18 protein-coding genes and 1 riboswitch are annotated in these 17951 nt (G+C 60.5%); of the genes, 16 read left to right on the top strand and 2 right to left on the bottom strand.

What is annotated here, in order from left to right:
* The first annotated feature begins 43 nt into the window (after positions 1–43).
* The 16 genes from KDN35_RS05450 (at position 44) to lplA (ending at position 14911) form a co-directional block, all read left to right on the top strand.
* Complete coding sequence (locus KDN35_RS05450) at positions 44–1066, top strand: TRAP transporter substrate-binding protein (RefSeq protein ID WP_212132314.1); 1023 nt, start codon at positions 44–46, stop codon at positions 1064–1066.
* Positions 1067–1161: 95 nt separating this feature from the next.
* Complete coding sequence (locus tag KDN35_RS05445) at positions 1162–1653, top strand: TRAP transporter small permease (RefSeq protein ID WP_171565822.1); 492 nt, start codon at positions 1162–1164, stop codon at positions 1651–1653.
* On the top strand, positions 1641–2915 hold the full coding sequence (locus tag KDN35_RS05440; RefSeq protein ID WP_171565821.1) for a TRAP transporter large permease: 1275 nt from the start codon (positions 1641–1643) through the stop codon (positions 2913–2915). Before KDN35_RS05445 ends, KDN35_RS05440 begins: the two co-directional genes overlap by 13 nt.
* 96 nt (positions 2916–3011) lie before the next feature.
* Complete coding sequence (locus tag KDN35_RS05435) at positions 3012–3677, top strand: GntR family transcriptional regulator (RefSeq protein ID WP_171565820.1); 666 nt, start codon at positions 3012–3014, stop codon at positions 3675–3677.
* Between the two features lie 104 nt (positions 3678–3781).
* Complete coding sequence (locus KDN35_RS05430; protein ID WP_171565819.1) at positions 3782–5002, top strand: succinate--CoA ligase subunit beta; 1221 nt, start codon at positions 3782–3784, stop codon at positions 5000–5002.
* 25 nt (positions 5003–5027) lie between these two features.
* Positions 5028–5939 (top strand): succinate--CoA ligase subunit alpha, encoded by a 912-nt coding sequence (locus KDN35_RS05425; RefSeq protein ID WP_171565818.1) that lies wholly within the window; start codon positions 5028–5030, stop codon positions 5937–5939.
* On the top strand, positions 5940–7292 hold the full coding sequence (locus KDN35_RS05420) for an MmgE/PrpD family protein (protein ID WP_171565817.1): 1353 nt from the start codon (positions 5940–5942) through the stop codon (positions 7290–7292). It begins immediately after the preceding gene.
* Complete coding sequence (locus KDN35_RS05415; protein WP_212132313.1) at positions 7289–7906, top strand: succinate dehydrogenase cytochrome b558 subunit; 618 nt, start codon at positions 7289–7291, stop codon at positions 7904–7906. The genes KDN35_RS05420 and KDN35_RS05415 overlap by 4 nt, the downstream gene beginning before the upstream one ends.
* 16 nt (positions 7907–7922) lie before the next feature.
* On the top strand, positions 7923–9719 hold the full coding sequence (sdhA, locus tag KDN35_RS05410) for a succinate dehydrogenase flavoprotein subunit (protein WP_171565815.1): 1797 nt from the start codon (positions 7923–7925) through the stop codon (positions 9717–9719).
* A 16-nt stretch (positions 9720–9735) separates the two neighbouring features.
* A complete protein-coding gene (gene sdhB / locus KDN35_RS05405) occupies positions 9736–10479 on the top strand; it encodes a succinate dehydrogenase iron-sulfur subunit (protein ID WP_171565814.1) in 744 nt (247 codons plus the stop codon).
* Complete coding sequence (locus KDN35_RS05400; protein ID WP_171565813.1) at positions 10476–11318, top strand: fumarate hydratase; 843 nt, start codon at positions 10476–10478, stop codon at positions 11316–11318. Before sdhB ends, KDN35_RS05400 begins: the two co-directional genes overlap by 4 nt.
* 39 nt (positions 11319–11357) lie before the next feature.
* Positions 11358–11930: a Fe-S-containing hydro-lyase gene (locus tag KDN35_RS05395; protein WP_171565812.1), complete on the top strand. Its 573-nt coding sequence runs from the start codon at positions 11358–11360 to the stop codon at positions 11928–11930.
* Positions 11927–12802, top strand: a complete 876-nt coding sequence (locus tag KDN35_RS05390) for an HpcH/HpaI aldolase/citrate lyase family protein (RefSeq protein ID WP_212132312.1) — start codon at positions 11927–11929, stop codon at positions 12800–12802. The genes KDN35_RS05395 and KDN35_RS05390 overlap by 4 nt, the downstream gene beginning before the upstream one ends.
* Positions 12803–12843: 41 nt before the next feature.
* Positions 12844–12943, top strand: a riboswitch (guanidine-I (ykkC/yxkD leader).
* 71 nt (positions 12944–13014) lie between these two features.
* Positions 13015–13365 (top strand): DMT family transporter, encoded by a 351-nt coding sequence (locus KDN35_RS05385; protein WP_326838911.1) that lies wholly within the window; start codon positions 13015–13017, stop codon positions 13363–13365.
* Entirely contained in the window at positions 13365–13679 is a 315-nt protein-coding gene (locus tag KDN35_RS05380) for a DMT family transporter (protein ID WP_212132311.1), read from the top strand. The genes KDN35_RS05385 and KDN35_RS05380 overlap by 1 nt, the downstream gene beginning before the upstream one ends.
* A gap of 245 nt (positions 13680–13924) precedes the next feature.
* On the top strand, positions 13925–14911 hold the full coding sequence (gene lplA / locus KDN35_RS05375) for a lipoate--protein ligase (protein ID WP_212132310.1): 987 nt from the start codon (positions 13925–13927) through the stop codon (positions 14909–14911).
* A 386-nt stretch (positions 14912–15297) separates the two neighbouring features.
* On the opposite strand, the gene KDN35_RS05370 is transcribed toward lplA, so the two are convergent.
* Together KDN35_RS05370 and KDN35_RS05365 are read right to left on the bottom strand one after the other, a co-directional pair.
* The gene (locus KDN35_RS05370; protein ID WP_171565808.1) at positions 15298–16554 is read right to left on the bottom strand and encodes a dicarboxylate/amino acid:cation symporter; all 1257 of its coding nucleotides are present in this window, start codon (positions 16552–16554) and stop codon (positions 15298–15300) included.
* A gap of 213 nt (positions 16555–16767) precedes the next feature.
* Entirely contained in the window at positions 16768–17835 is a 1068-nt protein-coding gene (locus tag KDN35_RS05365; protein ID WP_212132309.1) for an anthranilate phosphoribosyltransferase, read from the bottom strand.
* Positions 17836–17951 lie beyond the last annotated feature (116 nt).

The following is a 17951-nucleotide window of genomic DNA, read 5'->3' as shown; positions in this document are numbered from 1 at the left end:
GTCAGGTTGGAAAGCGATCCATACCAAAAAAGGGGGTCTTCGCATGAAAAGAGGTTGGCACGCATGGATGGCAGGCTGTCTCGCTGCACTGCTGCTGACAGCGGCGGGATGCGGCGGTTCCAAGCCGCAGGACAGTAACGCCTACACGAAAGAGAATCCGCTGATCGTCAAGTTCTCTCACGTCACCACGGCTGATAGTCCAAAGGGCAAGGCCGCGAACAGGTTCGCCGAACTGCTGGCGGAAAAGACCGGCGGCAGGGTAAAGGTGGAAGTATATCCGTCTTCCCAACTGTACGGCGACAAGGACGAACTGGAAGCGCTGCAGGCGGGGAACGTCCATGTCATCGCTCCTTCGGCGACGAAGCTGGTCGGCTTCAACCCTTCCTTCCAGATTGTCGACATGCCGTTCCTCTTTAAAAACCACGAGGCGGTCATCAAATTCTGGGACGGGGAGCTGGGCAAAAAGCTGATGAATTCCCTGGAAAGCAAAAATCTGCAGGGGCTGGCCATGTGGGAAAACGGGTTTAAAGTGTTCACCTCCACCAAACCGATTGCCAAGCCGGAAGATTTCAAAGGGCAAAAATTCCGCACGCAGGCGGGCAAGGTGCTGGAAGCGCAGTTCAAGGCGCTGGGAGCGGGGGCCGCAACCATTCCGTTCGGGGAAACCTACACCGCCCTGCAGCAGGGAACGGTGGACGGCCAGGAAAACACCTGGAACAACATCGACACGCAGAAGTACGAGGAAGTGCAAAAGTACCTGCTGGTGTCCAACCACGGGCGGATCGACTACATCGTCCTGACCAACAAGCAGTGGTACAGCGCCCTGCCCGAAGACATCCGCAAGGCCTTCGACGAATCGATGGCGGAAGCGACCGCATACGAGCGGGAGCTGGCCGTCCAGTTGGACAAAGGCTCCGAAGAGAAGCTGCGCGGCTCCGGTAAAATGCAGGTGATCGATCTCAGCGAAGCGGAACGGGAAAACTTCGTCAAAGCAATGGAAGCGCTCTACAGCGAGTTTGAAAAGACGATCGGCAAGGAGTTTATCGACGGCGCCCGTCAGCTGTAACGACCGCGGGCGGCTTTCAAGAAACAGACGGGGCACCGTTTCCGCCGGGGACCGGTGCCTTGGGGGAACCAACCAAACCGGGGAGGTTGAAAGTGATGTCCAAATGGCGGGAACGGTATGCCGCTTTTGAAGATTGTCTCGCCGGCTCGCTGATCGTGATCGGCGTTGCCTTGATTTTCTATGGAGTGGTGTGCCGCTACTTGTTTAACAGCCCGAAAGCGTGGGTCGACGAAATTTCCACCTACTTCGTCGTCTGGGGAACGCTGATCGGCTCGGCGGTTGCCTTGAGGGAAGGGCATCACATCCAGGTGGACGTCCTGTACGACCGCCTGCCTTCCTCCCTCCAGAAGGCGTGCAACGTGTTTGCCAATGCGCTTGGCGTTCTCTTCTGCCTCTGTTTCATCTTTTTCGGCGGCAAACTGCTGGCGCTCTACTGGAAGACGCAGCAGCAGTCCACCGATGTGGGGATTTTCCTCTGGATCGTCTATCTGGTGATCCCGCTCAGCGGACTGATGCTGGGCTACCGATTCCTTGACAACCTGCTGGCCAGCCTGAAACAAGAGGTGAAGATCGAGTGGAATGGATAGTGTTTCTCGTCTTTTTTCTGCTGCTGCTCCTGCGGGTTCCGGTGGCGGTCTCGCTGGTGGTGTCGGCCGCGCTCGCGCTCATGGACAGCGGGTTCAACCTGGACGTGCTGCCGCAAAAAATCTTTTCGTCGCTCAACGTTTCCACGCTGATGGCCATCCCCGGCTTTATTCTCGCCGGCGTCCTGATGGCGCGTGGCGGCATCTCCAAAGCGCTGATCGACGCGCTCAGGGCGTGGGTGGGCCATTTTTCCGGCGGGCTGTCCGTCGTCACCGTTCTCGCCTGTGCGGTCTTTGCCGCCATCTCCGGTTCCAGTCCGGCGACCGCCGCCGCCATCGGAGCGATCATGATCCCGGGAATGGTGGAGGCCGGGTACAGCAAGCGATACGCGATGGGCCTCGTGGCCGCCTCCGGCACGCTGGGGATTCTCATCCCGCCGTCCATTCCGCTGATCGTGTACGGAACGGTGGCCGAGGAGTCCATCGGCAAGCTGTTTATGGCCGGGTTTTTGCCGGGACTGTTTCTGACTGCCGTCCTCGTGGTGGTGGCCATCGTGTACGCCCGCTGGAAAAACTTCGGCCGCCTGCCGAAAGCGAGCTGGCACGACCGCTTCGTCTTGAGTGTCAGGGCGCTTCCCGCCGCACTGCTACCGCTCTTGATCCTCGGCTCCATCTACAAGGGGATCGCGACGCCGACGGAAGCCTCCGTGGTCGCCTGCGTCTACTCCCTGCTCGTCGCCGTGTTCGTCTACCGCCAGATCACGTGGAAGGACGCGCGGACGATCCTGCGGGAGACGGTCAACACCAGTTCGATGGTGTTCTTCATCATCGCCGGCGCCACCGTCTTCGGCCTGTACCTGACCAATGAGCAGGTTCCGCAAAACATCGCCGCCTGGATCATGGAAGGCGACATCAACAAATGGACGTTTTTGATCGCGTGCAACATCCTGTTCTTCATCATGGGCATGTTCCTGGAGCCGACCTCCATCATCCTGATCACCCTGCCGATCTTCCTGCCGATTTTGAAGCTGCTGGGGATCGACGTCATTCACTTTGCAATCATCATGACCGTAAACATGGAATTGGGGATGGTGACGCCTCCTGTCGGCCTGAACCTGTTTGTGGTCAGCGGCATCGCCAGGGCCAAGCTGGAAGAGGTGGTCAGGGGGATCATGCCGTTTATCGCCCTGATGATCCTCGTCCTGGTCGTCATTGTCGTCTGGCCGCAGCTCTCGCTCTGGCTGCCGGTGCAGATGGCCAACTGAGCGGGAATTGACTGGAAGCGGCCGATTCTGTAAAAATGGGAGATAGTTGCCAACAGGCGTACGGGAAAAGCACACGATTGTCAGGAGGATACACCCATGAAGCGAAGCCACTTGCGATTACATGACCGTTCCACGCTGCTTGAGCGGGTCGTCTCCCGTCTAAGGGAAGCGATTCTCAGGCGGGAGTTTCAGCCGGGGGAACGGCTCGTGCAGGAGGAGCTGGCCGAAGCCATGGGCGTCAGCCGGATGCCGGTCCGGGAGGCGCTGCGCCAACTGGAAAAAGAGGGGCTGGTCACGCTGGAGCCGCACAAGGGAGCCATCGTGACACCGGTGACATCCGATGACATCGAAGAGATTTACTATCTGCGCTCGGTGTTGGAAGCGATCGCGGTGGAACGCTCCCTGCCCCATCTGACCGATGACGACAAACGGATGCTTGGGCAGTTGGTCGAAGAGATGGAGCAGGCCGTCAAACGGGAGGACGCGGAGCAGTTCATCGCGAAAAACGCCGAATTTCACCGTTTGATCCGCAAGGGATGTCGCTGGCGCAGGGCGCACATGATCCTGGAGATGCTGTGGCACGGCTTTCCGCCGCACACGCCCGGCATGCTGCCGGGGCAGATGGAGCGGTCGCAGGCCGAGCACAAGGAGATGCTGGAGCTGATCGAATCAGGTGATGCCAAGCGGCTGTCCGAAGTGATCCGCAAACACATCTTGCGTACGGGGGAAGCGTTTAAGGAACACCTGGCGCAGGACGAGTAACCGAGCGATACATGTGTGGGGATTGTTTTTTCAATCCTTCACAATTTTTCTTTGCATTGGATCCAATATCCAATATCCGAGTTGAGCCAGAGGAGGAGCTTGTAATGGGAAAGGTTTTGGAACATCACAGCAAACGGTTGATTCGTCAGGTTGGCGTCCCGACGCCGGAACACTGGGTGGCGGACACCGCCGCGGAGGCGGAAGCAATCGCCAAACGATTCGGCAAGCCGGTGGTGCTGAAAGCGCTGGTCCCGGTCGGGAAGCGGGGCAAGGCGGGGGCCGTCACCTTTGCAAAGACGCCGGAAGAAGCGAGAGAGCGGGCCCGGGAACTCTTGGGCATGACGGTCAGCCACTTTCCGGTCGACAAGATCCTGGTCGAGGAAATGCTGGAGATTGCCAAGGAACTGTACGTCTCCATCACCATTGACAAGCAGAAACAACTGCCGGTGATCATCGCCTCGACCGAAGGGGGCGTGGAGGTGGAAGAGCTGGTGGCCGAGCATCCCGACAAGGTGGTGATCGAGCACGTCGATCCGCTGACGGGGCTGGCCGACTACAAGACGAGAGAGGTGTGGAGCCGCCTCGGCTTAAACGGCAGGGAACTGCTGCAGGCGAGCGACGTCCTCGCCAGGCTGTACGCCGCTTTTCTCCGCTACGACTGCCAACTGCTGGAGATCAATCCGCTCGCCGTCACCGCACAGGGCTCGCTGGTGGCCGCCGCATCGGTGATGGCCGTCGACGACGCCGCGATGTTTCGGCAGAAGGGGCTGGAGGGGCTGGTCGAAGTGGGCGGCGAACGGGCGTGGCGTCCGCTGACGGAGCTGGAAAAGCGAATGATCGCCGTGAATGACGCCGATTACCGGGGGACCGCCCGCTACACGGAGATGGACGGCGGGGATATCGGCTTCATGTGCGGCGGCGGCGGGGGCAGCCTGCTCAGCTTTGACGCGCTGGTCGACCTGGGCGGCCGGCCGGCCAACTACTCGGAAACGGGTGGCAATCCCCCGGAAGAAAAAGTGTACGGCCTGACCAGAGGAATCCTCTCCAAGCCCGGCGTCAAAGGGCTGTTTGTCGCCCACAACATCACCAACAACACGCAGATCGACGTAATGGCCCGGGGGATCGTACGCGCGTTGGCCGACATGGGCATCGATCCCCGGACGTTTCCCGTCGTCGTGCGGGAAGCGGGCGTCAACGACGCGCTGGGCAGACAGATATTTACCGAGGCGGGCGTGGAGTACTACGGCGAAGAGGTGACGATTTGCGAAGCGGCAGCTGCGATGATCGCGCGTATGCAGTCCGCCTATCCGGACTTGTACGCGTAAAACGGGAAAACGAGGAGGAGAGAGTATGGCCATTTTGATAGACAAGCGCTCGCGCATTGTCATCCAGGGAATCACCGGGCGGGAAGCGACGATGGTGACCCGCCACACGCTCGATTACGGCACCAACGTTGTGGCCGGGGTGACGCCGGGGAAAAAGGGGCAGCACGTGCACGGGGTTCCCGTGTACAACACGGTGCGGGAAGCGGTTGACGCCCATCAGGCAGACACCAGCCTGGTTGTCGTGCCGCCCGCCTTTGCGCTGGATGCCGTGCGGGAAGCGATCGACAACGGCATCAAGGTGATCGTGGTGACGACGGAGAACATTCCGCAGCTGGACACGGTCAAGATGCTTCACCTCGCCAGGCAGAACGGCGTCCGGATCATCGGCCCCAACACGGTGGGCATGATCAACCCGAAAGACCGGGTGAAGCTGGGCTCGATCGGCGGCGACAACCCCGACCGCTGCTTCGTGCCGGGGCATGTCGGCGTGATCTCCCGCAGCGGCGGGATGACGGCGGAAACGTCGTGGATGGTAAAGCGGGCCGGATTTGGCGTCAGCACCAGCGTGGGCATCGGCGGCGACGCGCTGATCGGCACGACGATCCGCGACCTGCTGGAATTGTTCGAACGAGACCCGGATACGCATGCGGTCGTGACGTTTTCCGAACCGGGCACGACGTTTGAGGAAGAGGCGGCCGAGTTCGTCAAAAGCGGCGGCTTTCGCAAACCGCTGATTTCCTTCATCGCCGGGCGGTTTACAGAGCGGATGCCGGAGGGAACGGTGTTCGGCCATGCCGGGGCACTGATCTCCGGCAATGTGGGACGCCCGTCCGGCAAGGCGCAAAAGTTGCGGGAGGCGGGGGCCCACGTGGTGGAGCGATACGATGATTTGATCGAGGTCCTGCAATCCGTATTGGCGGCAAAGGAGGCGAAGTAAATGTCACTGAGCAGACAACTGGCCGGTTTTATCGCCTGGACCCGCTATGAAGACCTGCCGGCGGAGACGGTGGCGTTCACCAAACTGTGCATCCTGGACTGGCTCGGCTCCGCGCTGGCCGGCGCGGCCAAACCGCCGGTGCGGATGATTGACGAGCTGGCGAGGGAGTTGGGGGGGAGCGGACAGGCGACGCTGGTCACCGGCGGCAGGTCGTCGGTCGCCAACGCGGCACTGGTCAACGGAGCCGCCTCTCACGTCGTTGAACTGGACGACATCCACAAGCAGTCGATCATTCACGCCGCCACCGTCGTCATCCCGGCGGCGCTGGCCGTTGCCGAGTGGCTGAACAGAAGCGGCAAAGAACTGATCGCGGCGGTCGCGGTCGGCTACGACGTCTGTTTCCGCGTCGGCGAGGCGGTCAGCCCGTCTCACTACCGTTTCTGGCACAACACCGCCACCTGCGGCACGTTTGGCGCAGCAGCGGCAGCGGCCTCCCTGCTTCGACTGGACGAGGAGCAGATCGTCCACGCGCTGGGCAATGCGGGGACGCAGGCGGCGGGACTGTGGGAGTTTATCGTCGACGGTGCGATGTCCAAACAGCTTCACACCGGCAAAGCGGCGATGAACGGGCTTTTGGCCGCCCTGTTGGCGCAAAAAGGGTTTACCGGCCCCTCCCGCATCCTCGAAGGGGAGCGCGGCTTTTTCCGGGCGATGGCGGAAACCGTTGACGAGTCGCGGATTACCGACCGGCTGGGGGAGCATTTCAAAATTACAGAAAATTCATTCAAGATTCACGCTTCCTGCCGCCACACCCATCCCGCCGTCGATCTCGCCCTCAAGCTGCGTCAACAGTCCGGCATCCGTACGGAGGAGTTGCGCCGAATCCGGGTGGGCGGCTATCGGTCGGTGCTGGCGATCACCGACAATCCCGACCCGCAGACCGTGTACGCGGCCAAGTTCAGCCTGCAGTTCTGCGTCGCGCTCGCCCTCGTCAAGGGCAGGGCGGGACTGGCCGACTTCAGCGGGGAGACGCTGCACGATCCGGCAGTCCGCTTACTGATGGAGCGGGTGGAGCTGACGCTTGACCCCGACGTGGATGCCGCTTATCCGGAGCGGTGGGGATCCAGCATGGAAGCGGAGACAGTGGCGGGAGAAGTGCTGCGCCTCGTGGCTGATTACCCGAAGGGGGACCCGGAAAACCCGGTGACGGCTGCGGAATTGACGGATAAGTTCCACGACCTGGCCGCCCATTTGCCCGAGGACACAAGGCGAAGCTACCTGGAGACGATCCTGCACCTGGAAACGATCGCGGACGTCGGCCGATTTTGGGACGAAAGGAGCCGCGTGTCGTGAACGAACTGTCCACCCGCCGCTTCTTTCTCGCCCGGCTGCACTCCCTGACCGGACTTGTGCCGCTCGGCCTGTTTTTGCTGGAACACCTCTACTCCAACGCCATCGCCTTGATGGGACAGGAGGCGTACGACCGGCATGTCCAGACGTTGTCGGGCATCCCCTTTCTGCCGGTCGTCGAGGTGCTGTTCATCGCGCTGCCGCTCTTGTATCACGCGGTGTACGGCATCTACATCGGGATGATGGCGAAAGTCAATCCGTACCGCTATGCCTACCGGCAGAACTGGCTGTTCGTCGCGCAGCGGGTGAGCGGGGGGATCACGCTGGTGTTTGTGCTCTACCACATTTGGGCGTTTCGCCTCTCCAGCCTGCTGTTTGATGCGCCCGTCAACTACGAGGCTGTCCAGGCCCATCTGCAAAACCCGTTCATTTTTGCCTTTTACGTGCTGGGTGTGGTCGCCACCACGTTTCACTTTTCCAACGGATTGTGGACCGGTTTGATTACCTGGGGAATCACCGTCGGCCCGCGGGGGCAGCGGATTTCCTCGGTCCTGCGTACGCTCTTGTTCGCCGGCCTGTGCGGCGTCGGGGTGGGGGCGCTGATCGCATTTTGGTAAGAAGGGAGGATGTGTCATGAACGAAAGCATCATCGTCGTCGGCGGCGGACTGGCCGGCCTGATGAGCGTGATCAAGATTGCGGAAGCGGGAGGAACGGTCAAGCTCTTTTCTGTCGTGCCGGTCCGCCGCTCCCACTCCGTCTGCGCGCAGGGGGGCATCAACGGCGCGGTGAATACGAAAGGGGAAGGCGACTCCGCCTGGGAACACTTTGACGACACGATTTACGGGGGAGACTTTTTGGCCCATCAGCCGCCGGTTAAAGCGATGTGCGAGGCGGCACCGGAGATCATCTACCTCTTGGACCGGATGGGTGTGCCATTCAACCGCACGCCGGAAGGGCTGATCGACTTCCGCCGGCTCGGCGGGGCCAAGTATTCCCGCACCGCCTTTGCCGGCGCCACCACCGGCCAGCAGATTCTCTACGCCCTGGATGAGCAGGTGCGCCGCTTCGAATCGGAAGGGCGGGTGGAAAAGTTTGAATATTGGGAAATGCTTTCCCTCATCCTCGATGACGAAGGGGTCTGTCGAGGCATCGTCGCTCAGGATCTCAAGTCGATGGAGATCAAGGAGTTCCCCGCCGATGCGGTAATCCTGGCGACCGGCGGCATCGGGATGATTTTCCGGAAGAGCACCAACTCGCTGATCAACACCGGCAGTGCCCACAGCATCGCCTACCAGCAGGGGGTGCATTACGCCAACGGCGAGTTCATCCAGATTCATCCGACCGCCATCCCCGGCGACGACAAGCTGCGGCTGATGTCGGAATCGGCGCGCGGGGAGGGAGGGCGCATCTGGGTCTACAAGGACGGCAAGCCGTGGTACTTTCTGGAGGAAAAGTACCCGGCATACGGCAACCTGGTGCCGCGGGACATCGCCACGCGGGAGATTTTCCACGTCTGCGTCGACCTGAAACTGGGCATCAACGGAGAGAACATGGTCTACCTCGACGTGTCCCACCTGCCGAAGCGGCAGTTGGAGCAGAAGCTGGGCGGCATTCTCAGCATCTACGAGAAGTTTGTCGGCGACGATCCGCGCAAGGTGCCGATGAAGATTTTCCCCGCGATGCACTACTCCATGGGCGGTCTGTGGGTGGATTACAACCAGATGACCAACATCCCCGGCCTGTTCGCCTGCGGCGAGTGCGAATTTCAATACCACGGCGCCAACCGGCTGGGGGCCAATTCGCTGGTGTCGGCGATCTACGGCGGGATGGTGGCGGGGCCGAAAGCGGTCGAGTACGTCCGCGGCCTGAAGAAGTCGGCCCAGGACCTGTCGCCCAACCTGTTCGCCGCCGAGCGCAGGCGGCAGGAAGCGTACATGGAGCGCATCTGCCGGATGGACGGCTACGAGAACCCGTACCAGCTCTATGTGGAGATGAGCGACTGGATGGTGGACAACGTAACCGTGGTCCGCTACAACGACCGCCTGCAAAAAACGGACGAGAAGCTGCAGGAGCTGCTGGAGCGCTGGCAGAAGATCGGCGTGGACGATACCTCCGACTGGTACAACCGGACGGTGACGTTTGTCCGCCAGTTGTGGAACATGCTGCAGTTGGCCCGGGTGATCACGCTGGGAGCGCTCCACCGCAACGAGAGCAGGGGCGCTCATTACAAGCCGGAGTTTCCCGAGCGCGACGACGCCAACTGGCTGAAGACAACGCTCGCCATTTACACGCCGGAGGGGCCGCTTTTCCGCTACGAACCGGTCGATCTCGCCTACATCCAGCCGCGCCCCCGGCGCTATGACATCGTGAAGGAAGCGGCGGACCGGGCATCCGACCGGGGCTCCGCGGCCGCCCGTCAACAGGCTTAGAGAGGAGGGTGCCGGGATGAACACGGTGCAGATGAAGGTAAAGCGGCAGGACCAGCCGGACGGCGAACCGTACTGGGAGGAGTTTGTCGTCCCGTACCGGCCGAACATGAACGTGATCGCCGCGTTGATGGAGATTCAAAAGAACCCGGTGAATGCGGCGGGCCGACAAGTGAGGGCCGTCGTCTGGGAGTCCAACTGTCTGGAAGAGGTGTGTGGAGCGTGCAGCATGGTGATCAACGGCAGGGTCAGGCAGGCGTGCTCCGCTTTGGTCGACAAGCTGGAACAGCCGATCTGCCTGGAGCCGATGGCCACGTTTCCCGTCGAAAAAGACCTGGCGGTGAACCGCAAGCGAATGTTTGACGCGCTGCAGAGCATCAAGGGCTGGATCGCAATCGACGGCACCCACGCCCTGGGCCCGGGACCGCGTGTCTCGCAGGAGCAACAGCAGGAGCTGTACGCGTATGCCACCTGCATGACCTGCGGCTGCTGTCTGGAGGCTTGTCCGAACGTCAACGACCGCTCCCCCTATCTCGGGCCGCAGGCGATGGCGCAGATCCGCTATTTCAACGCCCATCCCACCGGGGCGATGATGAAGGAACAGCGCCTGGACGCAGCGATCAGCGACGGGGGGATCGCCAACTGCGGCCAATCGCAAAACTGCGTCCAGGTCTGCCCCAAAGGGATTCCGCTGACCACGGCCCTGGCTGAAGTAAATCGGGATGCCAACCGGCATGCCTGGAAGAGGTGGTTTTTCTCATGAGAGAAATCAAGTATGACGCCATTGTGGAGGCAGTGGCTGACATGTGCCAGCGGGCCAACTACGACCTCGGCGCGGATGTCGTCCAGGCGTTCCGGCAGGCGCTTCGTTCGGAAGTGTCGGAGACAGGCCGGGACGTGCTGTCACAGTTGATGGAAAACGCACAGATCGCCGCCCGGGAACGGGTGCCGATGTGCCAGGATACCGGCGTTGCCGTCTTTCTCGTGGAAGTGGGGCAGGACTGCCGGATCGTCGGCGGCAGCCTGTACGACGCGATCAACGACGGGGTGCGCAAGGGATACAGAGAGGGGTATCTGCGCAGTTCCATCGTCGGTCACCCGCTGGAACGGGTCAATACAGGAGACAACGCTCCCGCCGTCACGCACGTGGAACTGGTGCCGGGCGACAAACTGACCATCCACTTCTCCGCCAAGGGCGGCGGCAGCGAAAACATGAGCGCGCTCAAAATGCTGAAGCCGTCCGATGGGGTGGAGGGGGTCAAAGCGTTTGTACTGGAGACGGCGCGGAACGCGGGTCCCAACGCCTGCCCGCCGATGGTCGTCGGCGTGGGCATCGGCGGAACATTTGAAAAGGCGGCCTACCTGGCGAAGAAGTCTCTGTTTCGGCCCATCGGCGAGCGCAGCCCCCGGCCGGAAATCGCCGTACTGGAGGAGGAACTGGTGGAGATGTGCAACAAACTGGGAATCGGCCCGCAGGGAATGGGCGGCCGGACGACGGTACTGGACGTCAAGATCGAGATTTACCCCTGTCACATCGCCTCCCTGCCCGTTGCCGTCAACATCAACTGCCACGCCAGCCGGCACAAGGAAGCCGTACTGTGAAACGGAGCAAGATAGCCAACCGGGAGGAGGAGCAACACGATGGCAGTCAAACACATTACCGCCCCGTTGACGGATGAGGCGGTGGCCAGCCTGCGAGCGGGCGACCGGGTGCTGATCAGCGGCGTGGTCTACGCGGCGCGGGACGCCGCCCACAAGCGCATGATCGAAGCGTTGGATCGCGGAGAGCCGCTCCCGTTTGACGTCAGCGGGCAGGTGATCTACTACGTCGGTCCAACTCCGGCCAAACCGGGGCAGGTGGTCGGCTCGGCCGGCCCGACGACGAGCGGCCGCATGGACAAATACGCGCCCAGGCTGCTCGCGCTGGGGTTAAAAGGGATGATCGGCAAAGGCTATCGCAATCAGGAAGTAAAAGAGGCGATGGCGAAACACAAGGCGGTTTACTTTGCGGCGGTAGGCGGCGCGGGCGCGCTGCTGGCGAAAGCAATCAAGGTGCAGGAGCTGGTGGCCTACGAAGACCTCGGCCCGGAAGCGGTGCGCAAGCTGGTGATCGAGCAGTTTCCGGCCGTGGTGATCAACGATATGTACGGCAATGACCTGTACCGGCAGGGCGTGGAACAGTACCGGGAAGAGTGGGGAGGGGGCGGAAGATGACGCTGGTTCGTTCGTGGATGTTTGTGCCGGGCAACAACCGGCGGCGGCTGGAAAAGGTGAGGGAGCTGGCGGCTGACGTGATCATTTACGATTTGGAAGACGCCGTGCCGCTTCAGGAAAAAGCGAGCGCACGGGACATGGTGCGCCAGGCGGTACAAGAAAACGGCAGCCGTCCCCAATACGTGCGGGTGAATGACCCGACCACGCCGTTTTACCTGGACGACCTATACGGCATGATCGGGCACGGACTGACGGGAATCGTTTTGCCAAAAGCGGCAAACCGTCAGCAGATTCTGGCTGTGGAAGCCCACCTGACGCAGCTGGAGAATCACGGGAATCTGCCGTGCGGCTCGATGGAGATCGTCCCCCTGATTGAAACGGCGTCTGGTCTCTACCACGCCTATGACATCGCCTCGGCTAGCGCCAGGGTGAAGCGGCTGGCGTTCGGTTCGGTCGACTTTGCCCTCGATATCGGCGCCCGGCTGACGCGGGAAGGAACGGAACTTTTGTTTGCCCGCTCCCAGTTGGTGGTGATCTCCCGGGCAGCCGGCATCGAACCGCCGATTGACGCCGTTTTCGTGGACGTCAAAGATGCGGAGGGACTGCAAAATGATGCCCGCCTTGCGAGACAGCTCGGTTTTCAGGGCAAGCTGGTGATCCATCCCGACCAGATCCCGATTGTCCATGACGCGTTTTCCCCGACGGCGGAGGAAATAGCGGAGGCGAAAGCGGTCGCCGCCGCCTTTGACGAAGCGCTCGCTTCCGGCAGCGCCGCCATTTCTGTCAACGGAAAACTGGTCGACTACCCCGTGGCGGAGCGGGCCAAGCGGATCCTCCGGCAGGCGGAAGCGCTCCAGCACCTCCGCACTTGACCCCGCGGCCCCGATGTGATACAGTACGACCAAATGGAATAGCACTTGTTTTCTAGGGTTCCGCAGCGTTGGCTGGCCTGGTCCGAGAGAAAACACACAGCCGCATTGGCTGTGACACGGAGGGATAAAAGCCCGGGAGATATCGTTGTGCTGGCGATACCCCCGGGTTTTTTGCTGCGCTGGAAAAAACGAGAGGATAGGAGGAGAGAGACGTGAACAGAGAATGGGCCATGGTGTTCATTGCGGCTGTGTTTGAAGTGCTGTGGGTGATCGGGTTGAAACACGCGTACGATCTTTGGACGTGGCTGGGAACGGCAGCGGCCATTGGCGTCAGCTTTTTCCTGATGATCAGGGCTGGTCAGACGCTGCCGGTGGGCACCGTATACGCCGTCTTTGTCGGCATGGGCACGGCCGGCACGGTATTGGCCGACATCGTCTTTTTCGGCGAGCCGTTTCAGTGGTTGAAAGTGCTCCTGATCATGCTGCTGCTGGGGGGCGTCGTCGGATTGAAGCTGGTGACCCATGAGAAACCGGCAGAGAACGTGAAAGGAGGGGAGACATAATGGCCTGGTTCTGTCTAATCGCCGCTGGCATTTTCGAGATGACGGGTGTCGCGATGATCAACAAATGGAACCTCGATCGGACCTGGCTGACGCTGATCCTGCTGCTCGCCAGTTTCGGAGCCAGCTTTTTGTTCCTTTCCCTCGCGATGAAAACCCTGCCGATGGGGACGGCCTATGCGGTCTGGACCGGCATCGGCACGGCAGGCGGCGCCATTTTGGGCATGGTCCTGTACGGCGAGTCTGCCGATTGGCGTCGGGTGCTGTGTATTGGCGTCATCCTTGCCGCTGCGGTCGGATTGAAGCTGATCTCCTGACCGCCCCCATCTGTCTGTTGACATTCAACATGGCGCCGGTGATAATGGCGTCCGACACACCGGGTGCCTGCATTATGGCTGCCGTCATCGCTGTAACTGCGACGTCCACCACCAGATTGATGCCGCCAGCACGACAACCCACAACCAAAAGGGGGCTGGGGGGATGTGTTGTGCGGCAAGTGGACGTTTGTCATACTGTTGCTCGGACAAGCTGACAGTCATCAGTCCGCAAAGGAGGAACGCACATGAAATTCATCGACAATCGAGGAATCACCGATCCCCGCATCAACCTGGCAATCGAGGAATACGCCTTAAAGCACCTGCCTGCCGATGAAGATTACCTGTTGTTTTACATCAACGAACCGTCCATCATCATTGGGAAAAACCAGAATACGATCGAAGAGATCAATGCCGACTACGTCAACGAACACGGGATTCACGTGGTGCGCCGGCTGTCGGGAGGCGGCGCCGTCTATCACGACCTCGGCAACCTCAACTTCAGTTTTATTACCAATGACGACGGGGAGTCCTTTCACAACTTCCGCAAGTTTACCGATCCGGTCGTTCGCGCTCTGCGCCAGATGGGCGTCGACGCGGAGCTGACGGGCCGCAACGACATCCAGGTGGGCGAGCGGAAAATTTCCGGCAACGCCCAGTACGCCGCCAAAGGACGCATGTTCAGCCACGGCACGCTGCTGTTTGACTCCGACCTGGAGCGTGTCGTCTCCGCGCTGAACGTGAATCCCCTAAAAATCCAGTCAAAAGGGATCAAGTCGATTCGCAGCCGGGTCGCCAACATTTCGGAATTTCTGCCCAGCCCGATGACGATCGAAGAGTTCAAGAAGGAGCTGCTCGTCTTTATCTTCGACGGCAAACCGGTGGAGGAATATCCGCTCACCGACGAGGATTGGGCGAACATCCACGAGCTGTCCCGTTCCTGCTACCAGAGCTGGGAGTGGAATTACGGAAAATCGCCGAAAAGCAACTTCCGGCAGTCCCGCCGGTTTGACATCGGGACGGTGGAGGTGCGGTTGGAGATCGAGAAGGGGCGCATCAAGGAAGCCAAAATCTACGGGGACTTCTTCGGAATGAGGGACGTGTCGGAAATCGAGGCCGTGCTTCGCGGCGTGCCATACGACAAGCAAGCGGTGGCGGATGTGCTTGCTGGCATCGACATCGAGCCGTTTTTCGGAAAATGGTCGCGTGAGGAACTGCTGTCGCTGCTGTTCTGACGAATACGCCTTTGACCACTCGTCCGCAGCGCATGAGAGATCGGGCCCGCTCGCTCGCTTGACGCCCAGCACAGAAGCGGATGAAGTCGGCTCCAAAACGAGACGCGGGCAGGGGACAAACATCTGGGTATTTCGAGGAAGTGAGACTTGTGTCCCCTGTTGATTCCCGCGTCTTCGTTTTTTCACTGAGTCGGTCGTCAAAGGAGCTCGCTTGGCCCATCCCGCCATGCGATGCCCATTGTCTTTTCGCTTTGGTTGATGAATAGGCACGCCTTTCGGCCTGGAAATCATTTTTTGTGGACGCTAACTCAATGAACCGTTTGTCTTCAGTCTGAAACCTCCCGAAAACGGGAGGTTTCAGTGCTGATTGAACGCAGTGGCGCCCGTTATGCCGAAATGGCCGGCGATTTTTCGTCCGACAGGGCAGGCGGATGAAACTCGTTCTCGTGCTTGGCGATGACCACCGCAGCCACGCCGTTGCCGATCAGGTTGGTGATGGCACGGGCTTCCGACATAAAGCGGTCGACACCGAGCAGGAGCGCGATGCCCTCGACCGGGATCATCGGGAACGCGGCCAGCGTTGCCGCCAGGGTGATGAAACCGGAGCCGGTGACGCCGGCTGCCCCTTTGGACGTGAGCATCAAAATGCCGAGCAGGGTCAGCTGCTGCCAGACGGACAGGTCGACGCCGTATGCCTGCGCGATGAACAGAGCGGCCATGGAGAGGTAAATGGACGTGCCGTCCAGGTTGAACGAATATCCGGTGGGCACGACCAGACCGACAACCGATTTGGAACAGCCGTATTTTTCCAGACGCTCCATCATGCGGGGCAGCGCCGATTCGGACGACGAAGTGCCCAACACCAGCAGGATTTCTTCGCGAATGTATTTGATAAACGAGAAAATGTTAAAGTTGAAGAAGCGGGCAATCAGCCCCAGCACCACGACGATGAACAAAAACATCGTGATGTAGACCGACCCCATCAAGAGGCCCAGTCGTTTCAGGGAGTCGAGGCCAAAGGTGCCGATGGTGTAGGCCATCGCTCCGAATGCCGCGAGCGGGGAGACTCTCATGATCATGTTGACGACGCCGAAGAATCCGTGCGCCAGCTTGTCAAACAGGTTGATCACCGGTTGGGCGGCGGAGCCCATGGCTGCGAGCGACAGGCCGAACAGGACGGCGAAGAACAGGATGGGCAGCAGTTCGCCTTTGGCCATGGCGTTGACCACGTTGTCCGGAATGATTCCGACGAGGAAGTCGATAAAGCCGTGACTGGTCTCCTCAGCCGCTTTCGTGTACTTGGAGATGTCAGCGCCGCTAAGGCCGGTCTTGTCAAAGCCGACGCCCGGCTTGATGATGTTGACCACGACCAGGCCGATGGCCAGCGCGATTGTGGTAACGATTTCAAAATAAATCAGCGCCTTGCCGCCGATTTTTCCCACCTTCTTCATGTCGCCCATGCCGGCGATGCCGTTGACGACGGTGAAGAAGACGATCGGCGGGATGACCATTTTGATCAACTTGACGAATACGTCTGCCAACACTTTCAGTTCAGCCCCGAACTTGGGCGCAAACTGGCCGACGAGAATACCGAGGATAATGGCGATCACGACCTGCACGGTCAGGTTTTTAAAAATACGCATAAGTCCCCTCCCTTTTACGCACAATGAAAGCGCTTTACATTCTCTGTACTTGCATTCTAAAGAATTGCTGGAATATTGGAAATGATACGGTCATATTGGTTGTTTTGGTCTTTTTGGTCACAGAGCATGCGGGGAGCGGAGACAAGAAAAATGCCCTTGGCCCGCCAATCCGGCAAGCCAAGGGCTGTATGGGTGCGGGGAATTTTTTCGACATCAGGTGCCGATATGGCCTGCATCGCGAGCGGAAGCGGCGGGTGCTGCGGATGGTGCGGCTGCATCCAGCCACTGTCTGTACCGGTCCCAAGCCTCTCGGGAATCTAGCGCCTGGCGGGCCGCGGCCACACCTTCATCCAAGGTCGGGACGCGCCCGGTGATCCACAGCCGCAGGGCGCTGTTTAGGAGCACCATGTTGCGGTAGGCAGGTTCGGCTGTTCCGTTCAGCACCGCTTCCGCCGTCTGCCGCTGCAGCTCCGGCGTCCAGTCGGTATCCGGCGCTTCCGCCTGCAAGCCGAGCGAGGCCGGATCGACGACGAAGGGACGACAGCTGCCGTTTTCCACGATCAAGGCGCGGCTCGGTTTGGCGGCGGACACGTCTTCGGAGCCTTCCATGCCCTGCACGACGATTCCCCGTTCCACTCCGAGACGGAGCAGCAGTTCCGCCACTTTTTCAAATACCGTGCCGTGGAAGATGCCGATGGCCATGGACGGAGAGTCGGCTGGCCGCAGCAGCTTTTCCACCGTGTTGAACAGGGTGCGGACGCCGAGCTCCAGCCGCAGGGGGCGCAGCTTGTGCAGCGCGGGACACCACGTTTCCGTGGGGACAATCAGGACGCCGCTGCGCTCGGCAGCCGACAAAAGCGCCTGCCTGTCGGCGGCATCCACGGATACGCCTGCGGTCTTTAACACGTCCGTCAGCGTGATGCCCCACTTGGGCGGCAGCGATGGACTGCCGTGCAGAGTGACCCGCTGCCCGCAAGCAGCCAGTACAAAGGCGGCAGGCAGCGTGGCCATAAACGATTTTCCCCGCCCGTCGTAGGGACCGGCGCAATCGAGACTGTCCGGAAACGAGACGGGCGACATGGTCCGGCGTAACACCTCCACAAACGCCGCCAATTCGTCCAGCGACTCCGATTTGATCCGCTCCGCCATCAGAAACGCGCCCATCTGTGCGGGTGTCGCGCTGCCGTTGAGAAACATCTCTGCCGCTATCGTTGCCTGTTCGTACGTCAGGTCTTTTGCGCCGCGTTTGCCGCGTCCCACTTCTTTTAACAGTTCATACATCGTGGCTGTCACCTCTCTCAAAATTGCGTCATTCACCGACCATTAACAATCGGGCCGCGTCCAACATATATACGATTAAGTATACAGGAATACTATGATTTTTGAGAAGTCGTACA

It is taken from the genome of Brevibacillus sp. NL20B1, assembly GCF_018195675.1.
Classification (GTDB): domain Bacteria; phylum Bacillota; class Bacilli; order Brevibacillales; family Brevibacillaceae; genus Brevibacillus; species Brevibacillus aydinogluensis.
The sequence above is the reverse complement of the archived record's forward strand: the minus strand, read 5'-3'. Positions and strand labels throughout refer to the sequence as shown.

Bases quoted from the DNA above. Each gene is read 5' to 3' on its own strand.
- KDN35_RS05450 (WP_212132314.1), top strand. From the start codon at position 44: ATGAAAAGAGGTTGGCACGCATGGATGGCAGGCTGTCTCGCTGCACTG.
- KDN35_RS05445 (WP_171565822.1), top strand. From the start codon at position 1,162: ATGTCCAAATGGCGGGAACGGTATGCCGCTTTTGAAGATTGTCTCGCC.
- KDN35_RS05435 (WP_171565820.1), top strand. From the start codon at position 3,012: ATGAAGCGAAGCCACTTGCGATTACATGACCGTTCCACGCTGCTTGAG.
- KDN35_RS05430 (WP_171565819.1), top strand. From the start codon at position 3,782: ATGGGAAAGGTTTTGGAACATCACAGCAAACGGTTGATTCGTCAGGTT.
- KDN35_RS05425 (WP_171565818.1), top strand. From the start codon at position 5,028: ATGGCCATTTTGATAGACAAGCGCTCGCGCATTGTCATCCAGGGAATC.
- KDN35_RS05420 (WP_171565817.1), top strand. From the start codon at position 5,940: ATGTCACTGAGCAGACAACTGGCCGGTTTTATCGCCTGGACCCGCTAT.
- sdhA (WP_171565815.1), top strand. From the start codon at position 7,923: ATGAACGAAAGCATCATCGTCGTCGGCGGCGGACTGGCCGGCCTGATG.
- sdhB (WP_171565814.1), top strand. From the start codon at position 9,736: ATGAACACGGTGCAGATGAAGGTAAAGCGGCAGGACCAGCCGGACGGC.
- KDN35_RS05400 (WP_171565813.1), top strand. From the start codon at position 10,476: ATGAGAGAAATCAAGTATGACGCCATTGTGGAGGCAGTGGCTGACATG.
- KDN35_RS05395 (WP_171565812.1), top strand. From the start codon at position 11,358: ATGGCAGTCAAACACATTACCGCCCCGTTGACGGATGAGGCGGTGGCC.
- KDN35_RS05390 (WP_212132312.1), top strand. From the start codon at position 11,927: ATGACGCTGGTTCGTTCGTGGATGTTTGTGCCGGGCAACAACCGGCGG.
- KDN35_RS05380 (WP_212132311.1), top strand. From the start codon at position 13,365: ATGGCCTGGTTCTGTCTAATCGCCGCTGGCATTTTCGAGATGACGGGT.
- lplA (WP_212132310.1), top strand. From the start codon at position 13,925: ATGAAATTCATCGACAATCGAGGAATCACCGATCCCCGCATCAACCTG.
- KDN35_RS05370 (WP_171565808.1), bottom strand. From the start codon at position 16,554: ATGCGTATTTTTAAAAACCTGACCGTGCAGGTCGTGATCGCCATTATC.
- KDN35_RS05365 (WP_212132309.1), bottom strand. From the start codon at position 17,835: ATGTATGAACTGTTAAAAGAAGTGGGACGCGGCAAACGCGGCGCAAAA.